We start from the raw sequence: 21,615 nt of genomic DNA, 5'->3' as shown, positions 1-21,615 counted from the left end.
AATCGCTACCTATTTACACTAGGCTGATTAGCGGGTGTGGACTGAGTAGCAGCAAAACACGTAGTAATTGGAGCTTGTTCGATCGCGGATACAAGTTCAATTTCTGGTATCCACCCACTCAAAGCCGCTACTTGCGTGGTACTGTTGCAGACTTTTAACAATAGCCATTTTTGCCGAGCTAAGTTAGTTTGTGCAACTACCTGTACGACATCACCAGGAGAAATCGCTCCTACTATACTTTTACTTGCATTTATTTCTGGCTGTTGACGCAGTGATAATTTATTAACTTGACTTACTGTTACCCCTGGAGAGGTTTTGATGCGAAATACCGATTTAGCTGCTATTTCTGGCGAAGTCTCTGTAGGCTCAATTCTAGGAGTCGAAGTAATTACGGGGTTGGAGCTAACTTCCGGGTTAACTAACCTATCAAAGGGTTTTTTAAACAAATAAACCAATCCAGCCAACCCGACCAATAAAATTAGCCCTAAAAGTATTGCTGAAACTGGTGAGGATTTTTTGGGTACAGAGGCGACAAATTCTGTGGCAACAGTAGCAGGTGGTTCTATTATCGGCTCTGGGTTTTCCAGTAATTGGCTTTCAACAACAATTTCTTCAGGAGGGGGATTTGATTCTAACAGTGCTAAAGACAGATTGAGCGGCGATTGCGACTCTACAAAATTGCCTTGGTATTGCATAACGCTGACAGTAACATTATCGTGACCGTTATGAGTGTTGGCAATTTCAATTAGTCGGGCGGCAGCATCAGGAACTTTACTTTTACCTTCAAACAGAGGTAAAATTTCTGCTTCCCAGTGTTGCTCTACGCGATCATAATCGCTCAAACCATCAGAACACAAAAGAAATACGCAATCTTCATCTAATATGAATCGATTTACTGTGGGGTGTAAGGCTAAATTCATGCCCAAAGCTTGAATTAACGAACCAGAGGCGGGTTGAAGTAGCGCTGTACTGTAAAGAGAATAGCCTAGTCGCACTTCCCTTGCTGCTACATCATCATCTAGAGTTACTTGATGGCAACCAGTGCGGGTAATGAGGTAAGCGCGGCTATCGCCGACATGAGTGATATACATTTGCTGCTGATGAGCTATTGCCATCACCAATGTTGTCCCCATGCGTTGACGACCTTGACGATGCTCTCTATCGTTGCGATCGCTAATGCGATCGTTGGCGGCGTGAGTTGCGTGTTCTAGAGCGCCCACAAGCGGGTTATTGAGGTTGCTCATATCTGCCAATTGTAGTTGCTCTACTTGCTCGGTGATGGTTTCAATGGCTAGGTTTGAAGCAACGTTTCCACCTTCGTGTCCGCCGATGCCGTCGCAGACAATTGTTAACGTAGAGATAATATTAGCGGAGTTTGTTGTGGTTTTTGTGCTACCGCTAGGAGGGTAGCAGGCATCTTCATTTCGCTGGCGACTGGGACCTCGATCGGAGAGGGTGCTGGTAGTGATGGTGTAAGAGAGGAACTTTCCGCACTCAGTTAGAGCTTTTTCTAAACAGGCAACTAGGTCGTCTGGGTGGCTGATTTCTCCCGTGATCAACCCGTAACAAACTTGGTCTAAATACTCGCTAATTGCTGGTTTGGCTGCGGGTAACAGCGAATGCCACAATTCTCCTAGTTGGGAAAGTTTGGGCGGTACGCCAGCAACATCGAGTTGGAGTTGCAAGAGGCGAACGATAGATTGTTCTACTCGAATTAATTGGTTGTCAAGTAGGCTCGAAGCCACACCTTCCGCGCTGAGGGGTTGCCATAATCCGGCAATTTGCCACAGCCAGTGCAATTGGCGCAAAGAAGTAGCATCTTCCCAGAGCGCGGTTAATTGCGGCATTAGCTGCCCTTCCATTTGCGCGCCACTATAAATAGCCGCGTTTTCTAAAAGCAAAATTTTTGCTGTGTCTAGTTCTTGGCTTGGCAGCCAAGCATAAACTTGAGGTATTTGCAGGCGATAGGGGACAAGTCTTAGATAAGGCTTAATTTCGTAAGGAATTTCTGTAGAGCGAGGAGTTGGTTCAATCCCTGGTTTGGTATCCAAAAAAATGCGATCGCCCAAAAGCAAATAGCGCGATTGTACAATGTCGCCAACTTCAAGGGTAGAGATTCCTTCACCCACCGCCCACAAGTATCGTTTATTTATGGGCATACCGCATTGCTGACAATATTTGTCGGTGTCATTATTAGTTGCATTGCAGGCTTCGTTGGAACATTGGATTGTTGCTGCCACATCATCTTGCATAGGTTTCGCATCGATCGGAAAAAACAAAACATTAAGTTAAAAATCGCTTTTTATTGCTCCAGTTTTCTTTGCCTAATTTACATTTATTATATTTGCTACCTGGATGCGGTAGCGAGAGCTAGACTTGCCTCAAAATCTTTAGTTTTTGCTTTTTGGCAACAGTTTTAGCTGTTACTTTGTCTTTATTAGCAACGATAATCTTAAGTAAAGTCGCATGGGAGCAGGCAAACAACTGAGTAGGCATAGACCAAGGCAGGTTTTTCGGAGACTAAAGCAGGCGGCATTGGTTCTAATAGCGGCTTCTCTAATAGGGCGATTTATACCTTATATCTTTCCTATTTATGCGACTAATCTAACTCAAGATCGCCAAGCAATCGAACTAAAAAGTCGGCAGATGTTGCCTTTAGGAACTTTGCTGACGCAAAGTCAAGAACAGACGGCGGTTGTGTCTCTAAACCACGTTTCCTCACACTTTATTCATGCCATTATAGCCGCAGAAGATGGGCAGTATTATCAACACGGGGCTTTGGAAGTCCGGGCAATTGGACGCAGTATGGTGGAGGCAATTCGCGCCCGCAAACTTGTTTCTGGGGCTTCGACAATTACAATGCAACTGGCACGGATGTTAGAGCCGCATCCGCGCAATTTGTGGGGAAAAAGCCAGGAAATTTGGTTGGCTTGGCGCATCGCCGCAGGGATGAACAAAGATGAAATTTTGCACGCCTATATTAATCGCCTACCAATGGGGGGGAATATTTACGGTGTTGAAGCAGCTTCTCAAGTTTATTTTGCTGTTCCATCTAGCGATCTCAATCTTGCTCAAGCTAGTATCTTGGCGGCACTGCCGAACGATCCTACCGATCTAAATCCTTACACGCAGTGGCAAAAGCTAAAAAAGCGGCAAGCGTATGTTCTCAATCGTATGGTTAAAGATGGTTACATTAGCCGGGTTCAAGGCGATCGCGCTTACACAGAAAAAATTGCCCTCCAACCTCGCCAGCAAGGAATTATCGCCGCACCGCATTTTTTATTTTGGGTAGGAAGTCAATTGCCCAAAAACCATCCTGCCCAGATTCGGACAACTATAGATTTTGCTTTGCAGCAGTTTGTTGAGGCGCAAGTACGCCAAGTTGTTCGCAATCTTGCCTCCCATAATGCTCATCACGCTGCGGCGCTAGTCGTTGATAATCACACAGGTGAAGTTTTGGCTTATGTTGGTTCCCCAGACTACTTTGATTTGGCGGCTGCGGGGCGTAATGACGGCGTACAGGCATTGCGGCAGCCCGGTTCGACTTTGAAACCGTTTTTATATCAGTTGGCGCTAGAAGAAGGCGTAATTCGCCCAAATACTGTCCTTGCCGATGTTCCGGCTCATTATGCTATTGATGGCGCGAAGCTTTATAGTCCCAGAGACTATAGCGATTTTCAAGGGGCTGTAAGAGTCCGTTTAGCGTTGGCTAATTCTTTGAATATTCCTGCTATCAAGGTATTGGAAAAAGTAGGCGTACCTGCTTTTCTAAACCGCCTGCATCAGCTAGGTTTCAACCAGTTGAATCGTCCGGCGGATTATTATGGGTTGGGGCTGACTTTGGGTAGTGGGGAAGTAAGTCTTTGGGAACTAGCCCGCGCTTATGTAACGATGGCTAGACAGGGGCAAGCTATTCCCTTAGTTACTACCTTTGCTGAAGCTGCTCCCCCGATCGCCTCTGCTGCGTCGCCGACTTGGGGGCTAGTTACTGATATATTAAGCGATCGCTATGCTCGTGCTAAAGCTTTTGGCGTAGATTCCGTATTGAGTTTGCCGTTTCCGGCGGCGGTAAAAACTGGTACTTCCTCCGATTTTCGAGATACTTGGACGGTGGGTTTTACGACCGATTATACCGTTGCTACTTGGGTAGGCAATTTCAATGGCGAACCAATGAAACAGGTTTCTGGGGTAATGGGTGCAGCGCCTTTGTGGAATCGAATTATGTTACACCTCCACGAACATAAAGATCCAGGGACGTTTGTGCCGCCCGTAGGATTGGTGCAGCGTCCTATCTGCGCTATTTCCGGGTTGAAACCTACAACGGCTTGTCCTACGGTAGTACAAGAGTATTTTTTCCCTAAAGATTTGGGCGAGTACGATCGCAACTACGATACTTTTTACCGCCTTGTTAATGGAGAGTCTCGGCTTGATTTGCCTGGGGAGTACGACCAATGGCTGGCAATGCAACCCCAGGTCATCAATCCAGATAGTTTAAAAATAGTCTCCCCTGGGAATGGCGACTCTTTTTTGGTCTACCCAAATTCGCCGCAGAGGTTGGAATTAAAGTTGGCTGCTTTGCAACAATCGCCTGTGGAGTGGTGGATAAATGGTGAAAAATTAGCAAGCGGTGCGGCGGGAACGGTTTATTGGGTGATGCGTCCGGGAAATTGGACATTAGAAGTAAAAAGTGGAGAAAAAAGCGATCGCGTTAATTTTCAAGTAGAGTTACCTGGGAATACACCTACTCGGCGAGGTTTTTCTGTTGCGCCTAAGTAACGAACCACCAAAGAAAAGACTAGATCCGTAGAATCTCTGACGTTTCTTTACTATAAACCAGCTTAGGATCTAACAAATTCGTGGCTATTTTGGTGAAGAATATGGCGATCGCTGAAGATAAAACTGTTAAATTTAAAGCTTCGGGGACAATCCAAGTAAGTTCGGGAAGTTTACCTAAATCCCTATATCAGCACCAAAATAGAGCAATTCAAGAATTAAATAGCAAAAATCACGCTCCTTTTAAAGGTTTACTTGTCTTGCCTACAGGAGGCGGTAAGACTTTAACGGCTGTTCAATGGCTATTAAAGAATTTTACAAATAAGCATAAAAAAGTGCTTTGGATTGCCCACCGTCATGAATTACTGAATCAAGCATTCAATACAATTGTGGATAGTTCTTACTCTGAGTTATTGAGCGATCGCACTGATTTTAGATATCGCATCATATCAGGTAGCAACGAACATGACAGACCTGTAAACATTGAAGCTACTGATGACATTATTATTGCCAGCAAAGATAGTCTCAACAGTGGCATAGATTATCTGCTAAACAAATGGGCAAAAAATTTAGATGAGGTGCTTTTAGTTGTAGATGAGGCTCATCATGCTACTGCTAAAACCTATCGTAAGGTTATTCATGCTTTAGAAGAAAGCAAGCCCAACACTTTTAAAATGTTAGGTTTAACAGCTACACCTTTTAGAACGGCTGTAGACGAGGGCGGTTTGTTAAAGCAAGTTTTTCCTAACGATATTATTTTTAAGGAAGATTTGAGAAGCTTAATTACCATAGGTATTTTAGCCGATCCTATATTTGAAGAATTGCCTACTAAGTTAGAAATATACAACGACCTACTACCAAGACACATTAAAGCAATTCAAGCTTTCGATAATATCCCTGAAGATATAGCTAGAAAAATTGCTACAAGTTGTCAGCGAAATAATCAGATTGTTGAGCAGTACCTAAACAACATAGATAAATATAAGCAGCTAGTAGTATTTGCGATTGATATAGATCATGCAATTGCCTTAAATAAACTTTTTAATGCAAAAGGACTAGCTAAAGGTATCAAGTCGGAGTTTGTATTATCTAATATTAAAGATGCCGATACAGGCGTTACAATTTCTGCAAGAGATAATCCTAAAAAAATTCAACGCTTTAGAAATGGTGAAACTAATGTATTAGTAAACGTCAATATTTTGACAGAGGGTGTAGATTTACCAGAATTACAGACTGTTTTTCTAACTCGTCCAACTACCTCTACAATTTTCATGACACAAATGATTGGTAGAGCATTACGTGGTGAAAAAGCTGGTGGTACAGAAAGAGCTTTTATTGTAAGTTTTCTTGATGAATGGAAGAACAAAATTAGTTGGGTAAATCCTGAAAAGCTAATTGACATTGAAGGCACTTTTATTGACGATGCCAGAGAAAGCGAGGCTTGCGCTGTGCGATTAATTTCTATTGAAAAAATGGAAGAATTTGCCGTAATGATGGATATAGCAATTGATACCTTTGAATTAGAGAAACTAGACTTTTTGAAGAGAATGCCTTTGGGTATTTATAAGTTTTCTATTCTTGAATATGTAGAAACACCAGAAGATCGGGTGAGTAGAAATTACGAGGTTCTGCTATATGATGAGACTGAGCAGGCTTATAAAGACTTTATTAACGATTTACCATTTTTATTTGAACTGTTAACTATAGGTGATAGAGAGGAGCTAAATTCTCAGGAGTTGAATAAGTTATTGACTAAAGTTAAAATAGAATACTTTGCAAATTGCAATAATTTAATTGGTTATCGAGATGAAGACATTGCAAATATCCTCCGTTATTATGCTCAAAACGAAAACAAGCCCGATTTTTTAGCTTTCAAAAATCGTAAGGATTGCGACTTGGCAAAAGTAGCAAGTTATATTTATGACAATTCTTTGGGTGGAGCCGCAAAAGCTGAGTATGTAAATTCACTATGGGAAGATAAACAAACTTTCTGGCAAGTATTGTTTGGTTACGAGAAAAGATATTTTAAACACCAACTTCACATTGAAACTTGTAAAATAGAGGAGCCTAAAATGTATGCACAAGCCACTACAAAAGCAAGAATAGGCCATGATAGCGTAGACATACACCGTTTACCTTTGTCGGAAATTAAAGAGAGAGATTTTGATTATTACAGAAGACTAAAAGACTCTATCTATGCAAGCCGTACAGATAGTAATGGATATATAACTTGTGCCATTAGTGGATTTAGAAGTAAAAGAAGAATAGACTTTCAAATTGACCACATTAAGCCTATGGCTGAGGGTGGCTTATCAACTTTTGACAACTTACAAGTGCTATCACGACAAACTCATACCGAGAAAACCCGTCAACAGAATCTTGTTAGTAAATAAAATTTTTTCGAGCGTATTTTTCGGAACTATAAATTTATCCTTGCTTTAAGTCGTGCGATCGCGCTTCCGTCTAATTATTCAGTCCTGAAGAAAGTTACCTTTTCTGGCAACAAAATAAAAAATCAACCTCCGGGGGATTTTAGAGCGCGATCGAGTACCGCACGGGCATCTTCTGCTTTGGCTCTAGCTTCTTGATAGCGCAAATTTGCTTGAGCAAAGGTTTTTAGCACCTTAAACCCTTCCTTCAAACTAACAATTTCTTCCTCACTTACAGACTTATCGGTAAACAATATATCTACCGCCGCTCTTACCGCCAGCGCCTCACTGCGAGACTCCTGAACCTTTAATTTTAAAGTGGCAAGATTATTTAGTACCTGTACAGCTTGTGTAATTCCATCTTCATCACTGCGATCGCCTGGCGGTAAATCTTTAACTTCAATTAGCTGCTGCGGACTAAAACCTTCTTCTAATTCTGTTGCCAATGAACCATCATCCATGAGTTCCATCAGTTGATCCATGGCTTTTTCGCGGGCTTTGGCGGAATCTTTACCAGGAACCTCTAAAATAACTTCAGGACTTTGAGCAAGGCTGTACTTAACCATATTTTATAGATATAACTACTAACTAATTTTACTCTGGTAAGGGGGTGAGCAAATCAAGCTCAAATTATTCTCACAACCGCACTTTTCTAGGACGGATACCACTCTAGTCTAAAAGATTAAAACTACTTTATATTTCGTTACGATCGATACATCGCTGAAATTAGAGGCAGTGCAAATGAACGGCACTATTCGAGTTGGTAGTTTATTTGGGATTCCTTTTTATATAGCCAAGTCTTGGTTTTTGGTCTTAGCTTTAGTAAGCTGGAGTTATGGTAGCGCTTTGGCGGCGCAGTTTCCAAGCCTTAGTAACCCCATACCATTGTTGCTGGGATTGGTCGCAGCATTGTTGTTGTTTGCTTCGGTACTGGCGCACGAATTAGGACATAGTTTTGTAGCTTTGCGTCAAGGAATTGGCGTTAAATCAATTACTTTGTTTTTGTTTGGTGGTTTGGCTAGTTTAGAAAAAGAGTCAAAAACTCCCGCAGAAGCATTTTGGGTGGCGATCGCTGGACCATTAGTTAGCTTGGTACTATTTGGGCTGGTTACTGCTATTAATACAAATATTCCCCTTGCTGCCCCTGTGGCGGCAATCTTGGGTGTACTTGCTTACGTCAACCTAGCCTTAGCCTTATTTAACTTGATTCCTGGTTTACCTCTTGATGGCGGTAATATTTTAAAAGCTTTAGTTTGGAAAATTACCGGAAATCCTTACAAAGGTGTAGTCTTTGCCAGTCGTGCAGGTCAGGTTGTCGGTTGGATTGCGATCGCTAGTGGTTTAATTCCCTTAGTAGTATCTGGTAGCTTTGCTAACTTTTGGAACTTGTTAATTGGTTCATTTTTGCTGCAAAATGCGGGTAAGTCGGCTCAAAGCGCCACCGTACAAGAGAAGTTTCAAGGCTTGACGGCGGCGGATGCGGTAACGGCTAATAGCCCGATAGTTTCTGCATCTTTGTCTCTAAGAGACTTTGCAGACGAATTGATTATCAATGGTAGTCATTGGCGCAAGTTTTTAGTCACAGACGAACAAGGATTCTTGGTTGGTGCGATTTCTGCAAGTGACCTAGATAAGTTTCCCAAGTCTCGCTGGTTAGAAATGCAAGTCAGAGATTTGATGCAACCCACAGATACAGCAGTTTTGCATTCAAATCAGTCGCTATTAGAGGCGGTAATGCAGCTTGAACAACAACAAAAGTCCGCATTACCTGTAGTCAAAGAAAATGGCGTATTACTAGGAATATTAGAAAAAGCAGCAGTTCTGCACTTACTTCAGCACAAAACTCAAGTAAATCCTGCTTAATTATTCTTAAATAAACCTAAAAAGGAGAAGGAGAAGATTATCTCTTTCTCCTTTGATTTTTGCGCCCGTGACTTACTAGCGCCAAAAAGCTAAACTAGACTCAAAGCGAACTACCTCATAGGTATTTATATGCAAGACCGCGACTATACTTTAGTCATTGACAAAAGTGGCAGTATGTCTACTCCCGATCAGCAAGGTGGTAGAACTAGATGGGAAATAGCACAAGAATCTACTCTCGCTTTAGCTAGAAAATGCGAGCAATTCGACCCAGATGGAATTACCGTTTATGTATTTTCTGGACGGTTTAAGCGTTATGACGATGTAACTGCTGCCAAAGTCGCGCAAGTATTTCAAGAAAACGATCCGTCAGGAACAACTAATTTGGCTTCGGTACTTCAAGACGCGACTAATAATTATTTCAAGCGCAAAAGTAGCGGACAAACGAAGCCCGCAGGCGAAACAATTTTGGTAATAACTGATGGCGAACCCGACGATCGCCGAGCAGTTATGGAAGTAATTGTTACCGCTTCAAGACAAATGGAAATCGATGAAGAATTAGCAATTTCTATGGTTCAAGTTGGTAGCGATCCCCAAGCAACTAAGTTTCTTAAAGCCTTAGACGATCAATTGCAAGGAGTAGGCGCAAAATTTGATATTTGCGACGCAATTACTCTTGACGATATGGAAGACATGAGTCTTGCTGATGTTCTACTCAATGCTATCAATGATTAATTATAATTAAAGTAATTTTGTTTGCTTAGTAGATTTAGCAGTAACTAATTTGACGCTGTTATAATAGCAGCGTTAAACCTTTTGAACTAGCAAAATATGGACTCAATTGATGAACTGTTGTCTCAAATTAAAGCCAGCAATAGCCAACCCGCAAGCCTGCCTAAACAACAACCAAAAGCTACTCCGCTTCAATCCAATGCTGACATAGATAATCTTTTAGCAGAAGTCAAAACTGACTTTTCCAATCTACCAGAATCCAAATCCTCAACAAACAATTCATCATCAATTGATAACATTTTATCCAAAGTCAAAGCTAATTACGACGAACAAGACCAAGCGCGATCGCAATTAAAGCAGCAACAATTACAAGCAGAAGAACTAAAGCAAATTGAAACCTTAAAGCTTCATGCCAAATCTTGGTTAAAACAACTAGATCCATTATCAACAGAAGGGTTGTGGTTTGAACGCTTTGCTGAAGGCTATCCAACAAAACTGGAAGCTGCAATTAATTACCTCCAAGAATCTTAAAATTAAGTGAATCAACCCCAAGAAAAACATCTATTAGGATTTAATAGCAATTCTGAAACTCATGCCGCCGCTAAAGAATCATTTATGGCAACAGTGCGGGAATTAGTCTGGGCTTATCAAGGTTTTAGAAGTTACTCTGATGCTCAAATTCGTCAAATGGGCTTGACTTCTTCTCAATTTGATATTATCAGCACTTTGGGCAACACTCCCGGCATGACTTTCAACAAGCTGGCAGAAAAAACCCTCACTACTAAAGGCGAACTTACAGGTATTATTGACCGTTTAGAGAAAAAAGGCTTAGTACGGCGAGAAGTACCAAAAGAAGACAGGCGCAGTTTTCTTGCGGTGCTAACCCCGGCTGGAGAAAAAGTATTTAGCGAAACTTTTCCCGCTCATATCGCCCATCTCAAACAGCGATTTGATAGCTTAAGTTGTGATGAATTGCAGCAAATTCAGGCTGCTTTGGCAAAACTGAAGAATTTGTTTTAAAAAATTCCCTCCGACTGTTTGCATACGAACAAATTTTGTGCTATCTAATAATTAGTACGTGTTAGTACATTTACAAGAGGATTAAAACCGCGATTATGAAAACCTCAGAACCAGAAAACACAATTAATGGGCGCAATCGAGAGCAAGGTCTATATACTTCAAAGAACGTAATTTCTTTAATAGCGCGAATTTTATTATCGGCACTTTTTCTGTGGTCGGCGGTAAATAAAATATTGAATCCGGCGAGTACGCAGCAGTACATGGCAGCAAATGGCATACCGCTTGTAGGATTACTTTACCTCGCCACCGTAGTAGTTGAGTTAGGGGGCGGATTGTCGGTACTGCTGGGGTACAAAACGCGCATTGGCGCGATCGCTTTAGCTATTTTTCTAGTCCCAGCAACTTTAATTTTCCACACCAATTTTGCCGACCAAATTCAGCAAATTATGTTTATGAAAAATCTCGCTATTTTTGGCGGTTTGCTGATGCTGGTTCAGTATGGCGCAGGGCGAATTAGTTTAGATAAGCACTAAAACAATGGCTTTACAAGGAATTAACCACGTTGTTCTGAAAGTCAAAAACTTAGAAATTAGCGACTACTTTTACCGCGAAATTTTAGGGATGCAACGAGTAGGCGAACGAACGGGGATGTGGTTTTACAGCGCCGGAAACCATCATCACGACCTAGCTTTAGCAGAAGTTGGCAGCCATGCAACAGCGCCCCAAAGGCAGCAAACCGGATTATTTCATTTATATTTTAATGTCAGCGATGAACCAGCTTTGGCTAAATTACACGAGCGTTGTAAATCTGCGGGAGTGACGGTATTAGGCGCGGTTGACCATACTATTATGCGATCGTTTTATGTACTCGATCCCGATCGCCACGTAATTGAATTAGGTGTAGATGTCCCCCAAGCAGAATGGGCGCATTTAGCCGCGCCGTTTAGTAGAGATGTCGCGTATTCCTTAACAAATCAAAGGTAATTATGACTCTAGGAATGTTGGTAGAAGGCAAATGGGTAACAGATTGGACAGAAAGAGATGCACAAGGCAAGTTTAACCGGATGCCTACCCATTTCCGCCACTGGATTACAACTGATGGTTCTAGTGGCTTTAAAGCCGAAGCAAATCGCTACCATTTGTACGTTTCTTTGGGGTGGCTTTGGGCGCATCGAACAGCTATTATTTGGAAATTGCAAGGATTAGAAGATGTTATTAGCTTTTCCATTGTCGATCCGGTAATTGGCGAAAATGGCTGGGAATTTTCTGGCGTTGCACAATAAAAGTATGATAGAGGAATGAGGCTTTGTCCAAGATGTAAATCAAATCATGTAGTAAAAAATAGCTGGCGCAAGGAAAAACAAAATTATCTTTGTCGCAATTGTCGTCGCCAGTTTATTGCTACTCATGAACCTAAAGGTTATGCTCCTCAAGTTAAAAAACACTGTTTGACTTTGTATTTGTCATAGAATGGGATTTAAAGGGATTGAGCGCTCAACAGGAGTCTGTCACAACACAGTAATTAATTGGGTAAGACAAGCGGCACAACAAATACCTGAGGAAAATTATGAAATCCCTCAAACGGCTCAAATAGAGGAGAGATTTTGGGAGGAATAATTCCCCCCAAAACTCTCTGATGAATTGCAAACTTTCGTTGGCTCAAAAAAAAACCGTTTCTGGGCGGCAATAAAAGGGAGGAATCTTCCCCCGGTTTTGCCTTCTCTGGACAGTAGTAAACTCCCATCAAGCAGGTATCTTAAAATGGATTATTGGCGATCGTCGCAGTAGTAAAACCTTTCTTCCCTTGTGGTGGATTGTTCGAGGTTGGTGTTGTTTTCTCTACATTACCGACGGCTATCCGGTTTATCCTTGCTTTATTGATGATTGTGACCATCTAGTTAGCAAAACAGCCATGACACGAGTAGAAGGAGAAAGTTCTCGTTTACGCGATTATTTAGGGCGTTTGCATCGTCAAACTTTCTGTTATTCCAAATCTCTTGAAATGCTGGCAGCCTCAATTCACCTCTTGACTTACTATCTAAAATACTGGTCTGTTCCTAATTTTTAGTTCCTCATCTTTTCGTTATGCAACGCCATAAATTTGGATCCCTCAAATTGGCATTTCTTAGCTTGGCGCGGGTCAATTTTGCTCCGAGTAAAGTAGCTCCAACCAAGCTTGCCTCATTCAAGTCTGCATCAGTTAAGTCTATCTAACTCCAATCCACTCCGTTAAGATTCATAGGACGCAAGGGTTGCCTCCTAAAGTCTTTAGTTGTTACTAAATTGATCTGCACGCTCGCTCCCACTTTTATTAGCTCAGATCTTGCACCTATTGGTAGCTAAGCCAGACTGTCACCTGCCTGGCGCGCGTTCAACTAAAGGTAGTGCTGTTAATCACTTACTCCGCCTAATGAACTGTTTTTGACAGCTTCCGTCGAACTTACGTTTATCTAACAACTTTAGTAAGTAGTAGGAAACCATCTGCTGCCCTTAAAATAATGTACCCTTTTGTGAAAGTAGGAGTAGATGTTGGTAATTCTTTCTGGGATGGTCGATGACTTCTCCGCTTAAAAGTCCCAGAAATTTCTATTACCCGAACCGGAGTATTAAAAAGTGGATGGTCTTCTTCTATAGGCTCTGATAGTTGTTGCCGAGCTTCTTTATAGCTCATTAAACTAGACTTAATGACTTTTGGGTTAGTTGCTTTAAAGTCAATTACTGCTAATTTGAGTGCTTTCTCTGCTGCAACTTGCTCACCGATATCAGCACCCGGGTTGGTTGGAGGTGGAAACCCTGGTAACGGATCGGTGTTTGCAGGAGGTAGTTGGCGTTTAGCGTCTTCAGGATTTGGTGCTGGTTCTATAGGAAGAGAATTCATAAGAGAAGGTTGAGAACCTGGCTGGCTGTTTTGGGCTTCGGCTTGCCTCTCACATGAAGATGTAAGAAGTCCGATTGCCAATAAAGCAATAGTTGAAATTAGTCTCTTCATAATAATCAATTCTTTCATGAGATTATTAACAACATTTATGGCATTTTGGTTTCAGCAGAGAATGGTCGGTTTACCAAATAAATGGTAGCGGGAAGGTCATTATACAAACTAGGGTTGGAGCAGTCCTGCCATGTAAAATTACTGAGTGTGGCATCACACGTAGTAGTTTAACGCTACCCCTAAAACGTTCAGTATGTCTTTGTCAGTAGTTGGTAATCAATTGGTGCAAGATGTGAGTTAGGGTGTGGTCAAAAAAAAGTAGTTGGTTGTAGGTTAAGTTGCTCTTAGGAAAGCTTAGAGGCTCTTTATATGTCAGTGTGACAATTATGAAGCTTGAGCAACTGCTAACACTGCTATGACGAAAGTTAAAAATCCTGAATACACTGATGTTGTCCAGAAAGTCGGACAAATACTGTTTCAAGCACTGTGGGACCAAGAACCAGATAAGGATAAAAAGGTGCGTGAGCTTGATAATATAATTAACCAACTGCTACGTAGAATAGGATTGTTGGTAGAATCGCTGCTTTTAACGCTCATTGGCTAACGTTGTGACCAAAAAGGCTAAAGCAACAGGTTTAACTGTACATCGCTGCAAGCGGATAAAATACTTATCATTATTTGGCGCGATTGAAATTCCTTCTCCCTATCTGTGGGATAAAAATATGGGGAAAGGAGCGCGTCCAGTTAAAGACCAGTTGAGGATTGAACATGGTGATCTATCTCTTGCCGTGCAAAGAGCTTTAACGGATTTTGGTGCAGAAGAGTCTTTTGGACAAGCAGCTAAGAGATTTGAAGAACATTATGGTTGGGAAATAAACCGTGCTACTGTGCGCCGAGAAGTAGAGGAGACAGCGCAAAAAGTACAGAAATTCGTGGAAGTCAAACTATTTATAGCTAGACTAAGAGCTTTAAAATCTCTCACTACTAAACCAAATATTGAGCAGTTACTTGTGGAACTAGATAGTTGCCATATTCGGACTGGCATTCTGCTGCCAGTAGAAAAAGCCGAAGTTACCAAGAAACGTCGATTGCTAAAACGTAAGCGTGAATCAGACTGGAAAGAAGTCAGAGTAAATTTAGTCCGTCCAGTGAGCGACAAGGAAAAACGGACTTACGTGGCTCGAATGAGCAAGTATCCAGCAGCCGCCGTCAACTTTGTTCTCGTTATTTTAATCGGAATTCTGAGCGGACTCGTGGTTGGATTGATTTTCTACGGCATTCATCGTTTATTACCCACAACGCCCAGCATTGAAATCGTTTTAACACTGGTCACGCCCTACTGTATGTATTATTTTGCTGAACACTTCCATTATTCGGGCGTGCTAGCGGTCGTTACTGGTGGACTGCTCTTATCCAGCAAGCGCGATCGCGCTTGCTGAGTTACCGGAGCCGGATTGAAGGCGTAAATGTATGGACGAATCTAGTCTTTGTCTTGAACGGGTTGATTTTTCTGCTCATTGGACTCGAATTGCCGTTTGTCATTCGGCAGCTTGGCAATATTAGTTTAGGCAGTGCCGTTTGGTATGGATTAATCATCGCTTTCGTGCTGATTGGAACCAGGCTGCTTTGCACGACGTTAGGAACTTCTGTTTTGATGAGATTCATGAGCCGTTTTATCACGGGTTCAGGCCCGAATCCAGGATGGAGAGGTCCGCTGATTTTCGGCTGGGCGGGAATGCGCGGCGTGGTATCGTTGGCATCTGCACTTTCCGTCCCGATACTTACTCAAGCAGGACAGCCGTTTCCGTACCGTGACCTCATTCTCTTTATCACGTTCATCATCATTCTAATCACCCTGGTTTTTCAAGGATTAACGCTGCCTTGGCTGATCCGCAAAGTACACCTCAGAGATAGGTTTACCCTCATCCCCGAACAACAGCAGGAGATCATCATTCAGAAGAAATTAGCGCAGGCTTCGCTCCGATTCCTGCAAGAAAAATACGGCGGGGAGCGTCCGCGAAACGAACATTTGGATAATCTATTCTCGAAGCTCGAAATCGATCTGAAGTTTTTTGATCGCGAACTCGAAGAATCAAATTTCGTTTGGCAAAACTCATTAAAAGGCTATCAATCCATTTACCTGGAAGTGCTGGAGCGACGACGAGAGTTACTGAACACAATAAATCGCCGTGCCGAGTTTGATGAAGCGTTGATCAGGAAGTATTTTTTATTGACCGATGTGGAAGAATTCAAAGTCCGCGAGATAGGTTTGCAGGAACCCGGCACCGAGTAAGGAGAAATGATGAGCAACAACACCGAAGGAAAAGTCTTCATCACGGGCGCGAGCGGCGGTTTGGGCGAGGCATCGCCCGATTTCTTTATGCGCAGGGTGCAAGTGTTGTGCTGGGTAGGCGTTTACTCTATGTGCTTACAAAGCTGAATCGCAAAACCTTACATTGGTTAGATCCCCCTACTCTCTACCAACAGGTTTTGACCGCACCCAATTGGTGGTTTAGGTCATTTAGCGCTGCAATATTCTAAAGCTGCCGGGTTTGAAACTATCGCAATTACTCCCTCTAAAGATAAAGAAAAGCTAGTGCGAGATTTGGGCGCTGATGAAGTAGTATCTGATAGTGAAGCTTTACAGAAAATGGGAGGCGCAGATGTAATTCTCGTCACAGGTAATTCCTATAAATCTGCCAGCGCCGCCTTGAAAGGTTTACGCCCTGGTGGACGCATGGTATTAATGGGAATTTCTGAGGAACCATTAGAAGTAACTGGAGACATTGTTACCAATTGCAGCCGCATTATCGGTTCAACTCAAAATGGCAGCGAATATCTTTATGAAGCTTTAGATTATGTTGCCAAAGGGAAAGTAAAAGTAATTGCCGAAACCTACTCTTTAGACGATATCAGCCGCGTCTACGATCGCGTAGCAAACGGTGAAGTAAGATTTAGAGCCGTAATTACCGATATGTAGACTTGTGACGAGGAGCTAGTTGTAGCAGCCCAAATTTACTAAATAAGGAGCAAGTAATGAGCAACACAATTTTTGTTACTGGTGCGACAGGGAATGTAGGTAGTCAAGTTGTCCAACAGTTAATTGCTTCTGGGATAACGCCAAAAGTAGCAGTGCGTTCAATGAATAAAGCAGAATTACTCAAAAAAGCTGGTGCTGAACCTGTTGAGATGGATTTAGATCGCCCTGAGACGGTTCAATCTGCCTTTGCAGGAGTGGATAAAGTTTTCTTAGTCAGTCCTTTTGTGCCGAATATGGTTGAACTAACAGCTATGATGATCGAGGCTGCAAAAAGAGCAAATGTTCAGCAAATTGTCAAACTCTCTGCCTTAGCACAGCCAGGAATTGCCCTGAGTAAGTGGCATTCTGAAATGGAAAATGCGATCGCATCTTCCGGTGTTCCTTTTACTTTTTTGCGTCCTAATGGATTTATGCAGAACTTTGTTACGGCAATGGCAGGTACGATTAAAGCTGACAATGCTTTTTATCTAAATGCCGGAGACGGTAAAGTTAGCTTCGTCGATACTCGCGATATTGCCTCGGTAGCGGTAGCGGCTTTAACAACTAGCGGTCATGAAGGACAAGCTTATACTATTACAGGCTCGGAAGCTTTGTCTCACGCTCAAGCTGCCTCTATTTTGTCTCAAGTTTTGGGCAGAACTATTAACTATGTAGATGTTCCTGACGATGCCGTGCGTCAAGGAATGCAAGGCGCAGGGATGCCCGAATCAATAGTCAATGCCTTGCTGGAATTATATGCTAGTTACAAAGCAGGACAAGCGGCGGTGGTATCACCCGTGGTAGAGCAAGTTACAGGAAAGCAACCGATAAGTTTTGAGCAGTTTGTCAAAGATTATGCAGATGTTTGGCAATAAGTAAAAAGCGATCGCACTTACAATGTTTGCTGCCACAATTGAGCGTCTATAAGTAGCTGCTCAATTAGGGGAGTTTTATTATTAGTGTAGCTAGTGCGATCGCCCGCAAATTCTTGAGCCAATTTCCGCTTTAATGTTTCATATCTCTGCGCCGCTTGGGGATTGTTTCTCAAAAAATCCCGAAACAAAATATGTCTTTCCCAAAACTCGCTATTTACTAGCACTGCATGGATTTGATGACTTCGAGGTATTCCCTTACGAAAATAGTGTCTTCCAGGAATACCAAACTCGCCGTGATAGCTGTAGCCAATCGCTTCCAGACGAGAAACTTGCATTGGTAGAGGTGGTATTTGCTTTAAACCTAAGAGCATATCAATTACAGGTTTAGCTGCTAATCCTGGTACGGCGGTGCTACCAATATGTTGAATATTTGTCATCATATCGCCTAAAGCAAGCAAAATTTGCTGTTTTTCCTGCTCGTACTGATTAGACCAATTAGCATTGTAATCGACTACTATAATCGGATCTTCACTACTCATTATTCGTCTTCAATCGCTGCATCTCGATCTAGAATCAATAAGTCACGCAAGCCATTAGTATCTAGTTCAGTCAACCATTGTTCCCCTGCACCTACTACTTGCTCGGCTAGTTCTTTTTTGCTTTCAATCATGGCATTAATTTTTTCCTCCAAAGTGCCAGTACAGACAAATTTATGTACTAAAACATTGCGCTTTTGCCCGATTCTAAATACGCGATCGGTTGCTTGATTTTCTACGGCGGGATTCCACCAACGATCGAAGTGAAAAACATGATTTGCTCTGGTCAAATTCAATCCTACACCCCCAGCTTTAAGGGAAAGAATAAAGATTGGAGGCGCTTGCGGATCGTGCTGAAATCGATCGATCATTTCTTCTCTTTGCGTCTTTGTAGTGCTGCCATATAAAAACAACACTTCTCTATTAAACTGTTTTTCCAAATGTGCTTTTAGTAACTTTCCCCACTCGGCAAATTGCGTAAAAATCAAAGCGCGATCGCCTTCTGCGATAACTTCTTCTAACATTTCCTGCAAACGCTGCAATTTGCCTGATTTTTTATCAAAGTCGCTAGGTAATAAATTCTCTTGCTTCTTGCCTTTCTCTGCTTTTTCTCCTACCATCGCCGGATGATTGCAGATTTGTTTTAACTTCACCAGCAACGCCAAAATCATTCCGCGACGTTGTACCCCTTCCGCCGATTCAATTTGTGCTAAAGATTCCTCAACTACTTGCTGGTAAAGCGTTGCTTGCTCTACAGAAAGTCCGCAAAACACAGTCATTTCTTGCTTTTCAGGCAAATCTTGAATAATAGTGCGATCGCTTTTCAAACGCCGAAGAATAAACGGTTGTACGAGCGATCGCAAAGTGTTTAAAGAAGCTGCATCGCCATACTTTTCAATCGGCATCGCAAATCGCCTTTGAAAAAATTGTTTAGCGCCCAAATAACCTGGGTTGAGAAAGTCTAAAATTGACCACAATTCCCCCAATCTATTCTCTACAGGCGTACCAGTTAAAGCAATTTTAAAATTAGCCTTTAATTGTCTTACTGCTTGGGATTGTTTTGCTTCGGGGTTTTTGACGTTTTGCGCTTCATCTAATACAACTCCTTGCCAATTAACGCTTTCAAATAACTTCAGATCCCGGTAAATTAACGCATAACTTGTAATGACAATTTCATGCTTCTGTACTGCTTTGCCAAAAACCTCACCCTTAGAGCGTTTATCACCATGATGAAGCATAACTTTTAAGCTGGGTGCAAACTTTTTAACTTCCCTCTCCCAGTTTCCTAATACTGAAGTTGGGCAAACTACCAAAGTTGGCTGTGTCAAGGCTTTTTGTTCTTGCAGATGTAGCAAAAAGGCGATTAATTGCGCTGTTTTTCCCAAACCCATATCATCAGCTAAACACGCACCCAAACCCCAACGTTCTAAAAACGCCAGCCAGCTAAAACCCCGTTGTTGGTAAGGGCGCAACTCTCCTTGAAACTTGCTCGGTGTCGGTAGAACTGCGATCGCATTATTATCTTGTAAAGTAGTCATCAACTCCTGAAGTACTCCTGACGCTTCAAAGCTAACTACAGGCAACTTTTCAATCGCCATCGTATCGCCCGTACTGAGGCGCAGCGCATCTTCTAGCGTTAATGTCAAGCTATTTTTCCGAGCGGCAAAAAAGTTTTGGGCAGTTTTGATATCTGGCGGCTTCAGTTCTACCCACTCCCCATTTATCTCTACAAGGGGGCTACCAAGCGCTACAAGGCGGTCAAACTCGGTTTTTGATACTGTCTGTCCCCCAATGACCAATTGCCACTGCAAGGTCAGTAAACTGTGCAATCCCAAACGTTGTTGCTGTTGGGGCGCAGCATTACTAATTTTTAAGCCCAATCGATTCGCCCAGCCCCCGCTACTGCTGAGACTTGGCGGTAAAACTACTCCTAAGCCGTTATCTTCAAACCGCCAAGCTACAGACTTAATAAATTCATAAGCCTGCAACGGAGTCAAAGTACAACTTTCAGGATAAGGATCTTCTAAACTAGGAGCAATTGGGTCGTATAATCTGGACGCTAAACCCAACCCGCGCAAAAAAGTTTCTTGGGGGTTTTCTATCTCTCGATTTTGGTACACCCAGCTTTCTACTGGATGCTGCCAAATAGCCGCCGCTTCTACTAAAAATTCTGCTTCATCTACAGCTTGCAGAAAGTACGCCAAAATCCACTCATTATTGCTAGAAGTTGGAGGTACTAATTGAAAACAGGTACGGAAACGATTTTGAGCCGACGTTAATTGATACTGTAAAGGTGCAATCCAAGCATTTAACGACGATTCTAGCCGCTCTAGCTGCCCTGGTTCCGATTTAACGGTATTATCGGCACGAGTTAGACTGTGCAGCCACTCTTTCCATAAAGGGGGTAAGGTAGGCAAATCGCTACTAACAACAGTCCGCACTTGTGCGTCTATAGTAGTGCTAAGGAAGTCTTGGATTAGTTTTTGTGGTGGTAGAGGTAAATCTATTGTTTGGGTGGTTCCCTGCTGATAGCACAGGCAAGCTAAAGGCATAGTTTGGGCAAATTGTTCCAAGCGCCCCGAATCGACATAACTATCCAATAGACTGCGCCACTTAGTCGTTAGCGTATTATCTTCAAGTCTTTCTAAAGTAGGCAAAAACTTAGCCCTACTCATTACATCCCAACTCCATCGGGCAACTTGCGCCCAAAAACGCAAATCTCCACCCAAATAAGAATTTTCTTCAATACCTAGAGGTAGAGAAGTGAGTAATTTCATTGCTTCTAACGGGCTAAAGCAAAAACCCTCAACTTGCCACGGGTATAACAAATAAGACTTATTATTTTCTAATTCTATGGCAACAGAATGTACTGGATAAAGCAAATTATTATCGATATATGTCGGGAGAGCAATTATCTGAGCAGAAGGTACTCGATTATTGCTAACATCTAGCTTTTGAGCGCTTGTCCCTTTGCGGGGGCGTTTATTTGCCACCGCCACCAAAGAAGCAGGAAGTAATTTAGCGACTTCGGAGTTTTGCAAAGATACCCAAGCTATCAATTCCTCCGGTGTCATCGCCAACGGGTGATTGGGCAACGCTGTCAAGTCTGATAACCCTACTGAACTGCGCCAAGTTTCTCCCCAAATAAATAAGCAACTACCTTGCTTTTGCAGTAACCAACTACCGTGTAAAATTGCCATCTTTTTCCAAAACTTCCGACTTACGCAAACTGTTAAAAAAAATACTTACTTTTAAATTTTTATAGTAATTATTTATACATTTGTTAGGAAAATATCTTGTTTCTAGCCCAGGACTTGTTCCATATTAATATTAATAAGCTTTTGATAAACCGCTCTACAATTAATTTGAATATCAGTTAAAAATTGCCGAATATTTGCAGTATTTACACATAACACAATCCCTAGTGCGATCGCATTTTTAA

Annotated in this window: 20 protein-coding genes and 1 pseudogene; 15 read left to right on the top strand and 6 right to left on the bottom strand. The window is 42.2% G+C overall.

Annotated elements, in window-relative coordinates; all coding sequences use genetic code 11:
* Positions 1–5: 5 nt before the first annotated feature.
* Positions 6–2,252 carry a PP2C family protein-serine/threonine phosphatase gene (locus tag AC2VE5_RS05250; RefSeq protein WP_486886720.1) on the bottom strand — a complete coding sequence of 749 codons (2,247 nt, stop codon included), beginning with the start codon at positions 2,250–2,252 and terminating at the stop codon, positions 6–8.
* 214 nt (positions 2,253–2,466) lie between these two features.
* Here AC2VE5_RS05250 and pbpC point away from each other — a divergent pair, with 214 nt between their 5' ends.
* The gene (pbpC, locus tag AC2VE5_RS05245) at positions 2,467–4,776 is read left to right on the top strand and encodes a penicillin-binding protein 1C (protein ID WP_486886719.1); all 2,310 of its coding nucleotides are present in this window, start codon (positions 2,467–2,469) and stop codon (positions 4,774–4,776) included.
* Positions 4,777–4,856: 80 nt separating this feature from the next.
* Positions 4,857–7,166 carry a DEAD/DEAH box helicase family protein gene (locus tag AC2VE5_RS05240; RefSeq protein WP_486886718.1) on the top strand — a complete coding sequence of 770 codons (2,310 nt, stop codon included), beginning with the start codon at positions 4,857–4,859 and terminating at the stop codon, positions 7,164–7,166.
* A gap of 122 nt (positions 7,167–7,288) precedes the next feature.
* Here AC2VE5_RS05240 and AC2VE5_RS05235 read toward each other — a convergent pair whose 3' ends face one another.
* A complete protein-coding gene (locus AC2VE5_RS05235) occupies positions 7,289–7,768 on the bottom strand; it encodes a hypothetical protein (RefSeq protein WP_486886717.1) in 480 nt (159 codons plus the stop codon).
* A 175-nt stretch (positions 7,769–7,943) separates the two neighbouring features.
* Here AC2VE5_RS05235 and AC2VE5_RS05230 point away from each other — a divergent pair, with 175 nt between their 5' ends.
* The 8 genes and pseudogenes from AC2VE5_RS05230 to AC2VE5_RS05195 all read left to right on the top strand — a co-directional run bounded on the left by AC2VE5_RS05230 (position 7,944) and on the right by AC2VE5_RS05195 (position 12,882).
* Positions 7,944–9,065 (top strand): site-2 protease family protein, encoded by a 1,122-nt coding sequence (locus AC2VE5_RS05230; RefSeq protein WP_486886716.1) that lies wholly within the window; start codon positions 7,944–7,946, stop codon positions 9,063–9,065.
* Between the two features lie 129 nt (positions 9,066–9,194).
* Entirely contained in the window at positions 9,195–9,797 is a 603-nt protein-coding gene (locus AC2VE5_RS05225; protein ID WP_486886715.1) for a vWA domain-containing protein, read from the top strand.
* Positions 9,798–9,893: 96 nt separating this feature from the next.
* Positions 9,894–10,325, top strand: coding sequence for a salt stress protein, Slr1339 family (locus AC2VE5_RS05220; protein WP_486886714.1), 432 nt, complete (start codon positions 9,894–9,896; stop codon positions 10,323–10,325).
* Between the two features lie 6 nt (positions 10,326–10,331).
* Positions 10,332–10,814, top strand: coding sequence for a MarR family winged helix-turn-helix transcriptional regulator (locus tag AC2VE5_RS05215; RefSeq protein ID WP_486886713.1), 483 nt, complete (start codon positions 10,332–10,334; stop codon positions 10,812–10,814).
* A gap of 95 nt (positions 10,815–10,909) precedes the next feature.
* Complete coding sequence (locus AC2VE5_RS05210; RefSeq protein ID WP_486886712.1) at positions 10,910–11,347, top strand: DoxX family protein; 438 nt, start codon at positions 10,910–10,912, stop codon at positions 11,345–11,347.
* A 4-nt stretch (positions 11,348–11,351) separates the two neighbouring features.
* Entirely contained in the window at positions 11,352–11,798 is a 447-nt protein-coding gene (locus AC2VE5_RS05205; RefSeq protein ID WP_486886711.1) for a VOC family protein, read from the top strand.
* 2 nt (positions 11,799–11,800) lie between these two features.
* A complete protein-coding gene (locus AC2VE5_RS05200; RefSeq protein ID WP_486886710.1) occupies positions 11,801–12,097 on the top strand; it encodes a hypothetical protein in 297 nt (98 codons plus the stop codon).
* Positions 12,098–12,112: 15 nt separating this feature from the next.
* Positions 12,113–12,882 (top strand): annotated as a pseudogene (locus tag AC2VE5_RS05195) (IS1 family transposase).
* Between the two features lie 4 nt (positions 12,883–12,886).
* On the opposite strand, the gene AC2VE5_RS05190 reads toward AC2VE5_RS05195, so the two are convergent.
* Together AC2VE5_RS05190 and AC2VE5_RS05185 are read right to left on the bottom strand one after the other, a co-directional pair.
* On the bottom strand, positions 12,887–13,024 hold the full coding sequence (locus AC2VE5_RS05190; RefSeq protein WP_486886745.1) for a pentapeptide repeat-containing protein: 138 nt from the start codon (positions 13,022–13,024) through the stop codon (positions 12,887–12,889).
* 236 nt (positions 13,025–13,260) lie between these two features.
* Positions 13,261–13,803, bottom strand: coding sequence for a hypothetical protein (locus AC2VE5_RS05185; protein WP_486886709.1), 543 nt, complete (start codon positions 13,801–13,803; stop codon positions 13,261–13,263).
* A gap of 355 nt (positions 13,804–14,158) precedes the next feature.
* Between AC2VE5_RS05185 and AC2VE5_RS05180 the strand changes: the two genes are divergently transcribed.
* The 5 genes from AC2VE5_RS05180 to AC2VE5_RS05160 all read left to right on the top strand — a co-directional run bounded on the left by AC2VE5_RS05180 (position 14,159) and on the right by AC2VE5_RS05160 (position 17,637).
* Entirely contained in the window at positions 14,159–14,347 is a 189-nt protein-coding gene (locus tag AC2VE5_RS05180) for a hypothetical protein (protein ID WP_486886708.1), read from the top strand.
* A gap of 4 nt (positions 14,348–14,351) precedes the next feature.
* Positions 14,352–15,182 carry a cation:proton antiporter domain-containing protein gene (locus AC2VE5_RS05175; RefSeq protein ID WP_486886707.1) on the top strand — a complete coding sequence of 277 codons (831 nt, stop codon included), beginning with the start codon at positions 14,352–14,354 and terminating at the stop codon, positions 15,180–15,182.
* Positions 15,183–15,235: 53 nt separating this feature from the next.
* Entirely contained in the window at positions 15,236–16,036 is an 801-nt protein-coding gene (locus tag AC2VE5_RS05170) for a cation:proton antiporter domain-containing protein (RefSeq protein WP_486886706.1), read from the top strand.
* 210 nt (positions 16,037–16,246) lie between these two features.
* Positions 16,247–16,723: a zinc-binding dehydrogenase gene (locus tag AC2VE5_RS05165; RefSeq protein WP_486886744.1), complete on the top strand. Its 477-nt coding sequence runs from the start codon at positions 16,247–16,249 to the stop codon at positions 16,721–16,723.
* 56 nt (positions 16,724–16,779) lie between these two features.
* Entirely contained in the window at positions 16,780–17,637 is an 858-nt protein-coding gene (locus tag AC2VE5_RS05160; RefSeq protein ID WP_486886705.1) for an SDR family oxidoreductase, read from the top strand.
* A 17-nt stretch (positions 17,638–17,654) separates the two neighbouring features.
* Here the strand turns inward: AC2VE5_RS05160 and AC2VE5_RS05155 are convergent, their stop codons facing one another.
* Both AC2VE5_RS05155 and AC2VE5_RS05150 read right to left on the bottom strand, forming a co-directional pair.
* Positions 17,655–18,176 carry a GrpB family protein gene (locus AC2VE5_RS05155; RefSeq protein WP_486886704.1) on the bottom strand — a complete coding sequence of 174 codons (522 nt, stop codon included), beginning with the start codon at positions 18,174–18,176 and terminating at the stop codon, positions 17,655–17,657.
* Positions 18,176–21,373: a DEAD/DEAH box helicase gene (locus AC2VE5_RS05150; RefSeq protein WP_486886703.1), complete on the bottom strand. Its 3,198-nt coding sequence runs from the start codon at positions 21,371–21,373 to the stop codon at positions 18,176–18,178. Before AC2VE5_RS05150 ends, AC2VE5_RS05155 begins: the two co-directional genes overlap by 1 nt.
* Positions 21,374–21,615 lie beyond the last annotated feature (242 nt).

The organism is Aliterella sp. E5.1 (assembly GCF_057473825.1).
Note: the sequence above shows the minus strand (reverse complement) of the source record. Positions and strands in the feature narration are given on the sequence as shown.

Bases quoted from the DNA above. Each gene is read 5' to 3' on its own strand.
- AC2VE5_RS05250 (WP_486886720.1), bottom strand. From the start codon at position 2,252: ATGCAAGATGATGTGGCAGCAACAATCCAATGTTCCAACGAAGCCTGC.
- pbpC (WP_486886719.1), top strand. From the start codon at position 2,467: ATGGGAGCAGGCAAACAACTGAGTAGGCATAGACCAAGGCAGGTTTTT.
- AC2VE5_RS05235 (WP_486886717.1), bottom strand. From the start codon at position 7,768: ATGGTTAAGTACAGCCTTGCTCAAAGTCCTGAAGTTATTTTAGAGGTT.
- AC2VE5_RS05230 (WP_486886716.1), top strand. From the start codon at position 7,944: ATGAACGGCACTATTCGAGTTGGTAGTTTATTTGGGATTCCTTTTTAT.
- AC2VE5_RS05225 (WP_486886715.1), top strand. From the start codon at position 9,195: ATGCAAGACCGCGACTATACTTTAGTCATTGACAAAAGTGGCAGTATG.
- AC2VE5_RS05220 (WP_486886714.1), top strand. From the start codon at position 9,894: ATGGACTCAATTGATGAACTGTTGTCTCAAATTAAAGCCAGCAATAGC.
- AC2VE5_RS05210 (WP_486886712.1), top strand. From the start codon at position 10,910: ATGAAAACCTCAGAACCAGAAAACACAATTAATGGGCGCAATCGAGAG.
- AC2VE5_RS05205 (WP_486886711.1), top strand. From the start codon at position 11,352: ATGGCTTTACAAGGAATTAACCACGTTGTTCTGAAAGTCAAAAACTTA.
- AC2VE5_RS05200 (WP_486886710.1), top strand. From the start codon at position 11,801: ATGACTCTAGGAATGTTGGTAGAAGGCAAATGGGTAACAGATTGGACA.
- AC2VE5_RS05185 (WP_486886709.1), bottom strand. From the start codon at position 13,803: ATGAAGAGACTAATTTCAACTATTGCTTTATTGGCAATCGGACTTCTT.
- AC2VE5_RS05180 (WP_486886708.1), top strand. From the start codon at position 14,159: ATGACGAAAGTTAAAAATCCTGAATACACTGATGTTGTCCAGAAAGTC.
- AC2VE5_RS05160 (WP_486886705.1), top strand. From the start codon at position 16,780: ATGAGCAACACAATTTTTGTTACTGGTGCGACAGGGAATGTAGGTAGT.
- AC2VE5_RS05155 (WP_486886704.1), bottom strand. From the start codon at position 18,176: ATGAGTAGTGAAGATCCGATTATAGTAGTCGATTACAATGCTAATTGG.
- AC2VE5_RS05150 (WP_486886703.1), bottom strand. From the start codon at position 21,373: ATGGCAATTTTACACGGTAGTTGGTTACTGCAAAAGCAAGGTAGTTGC.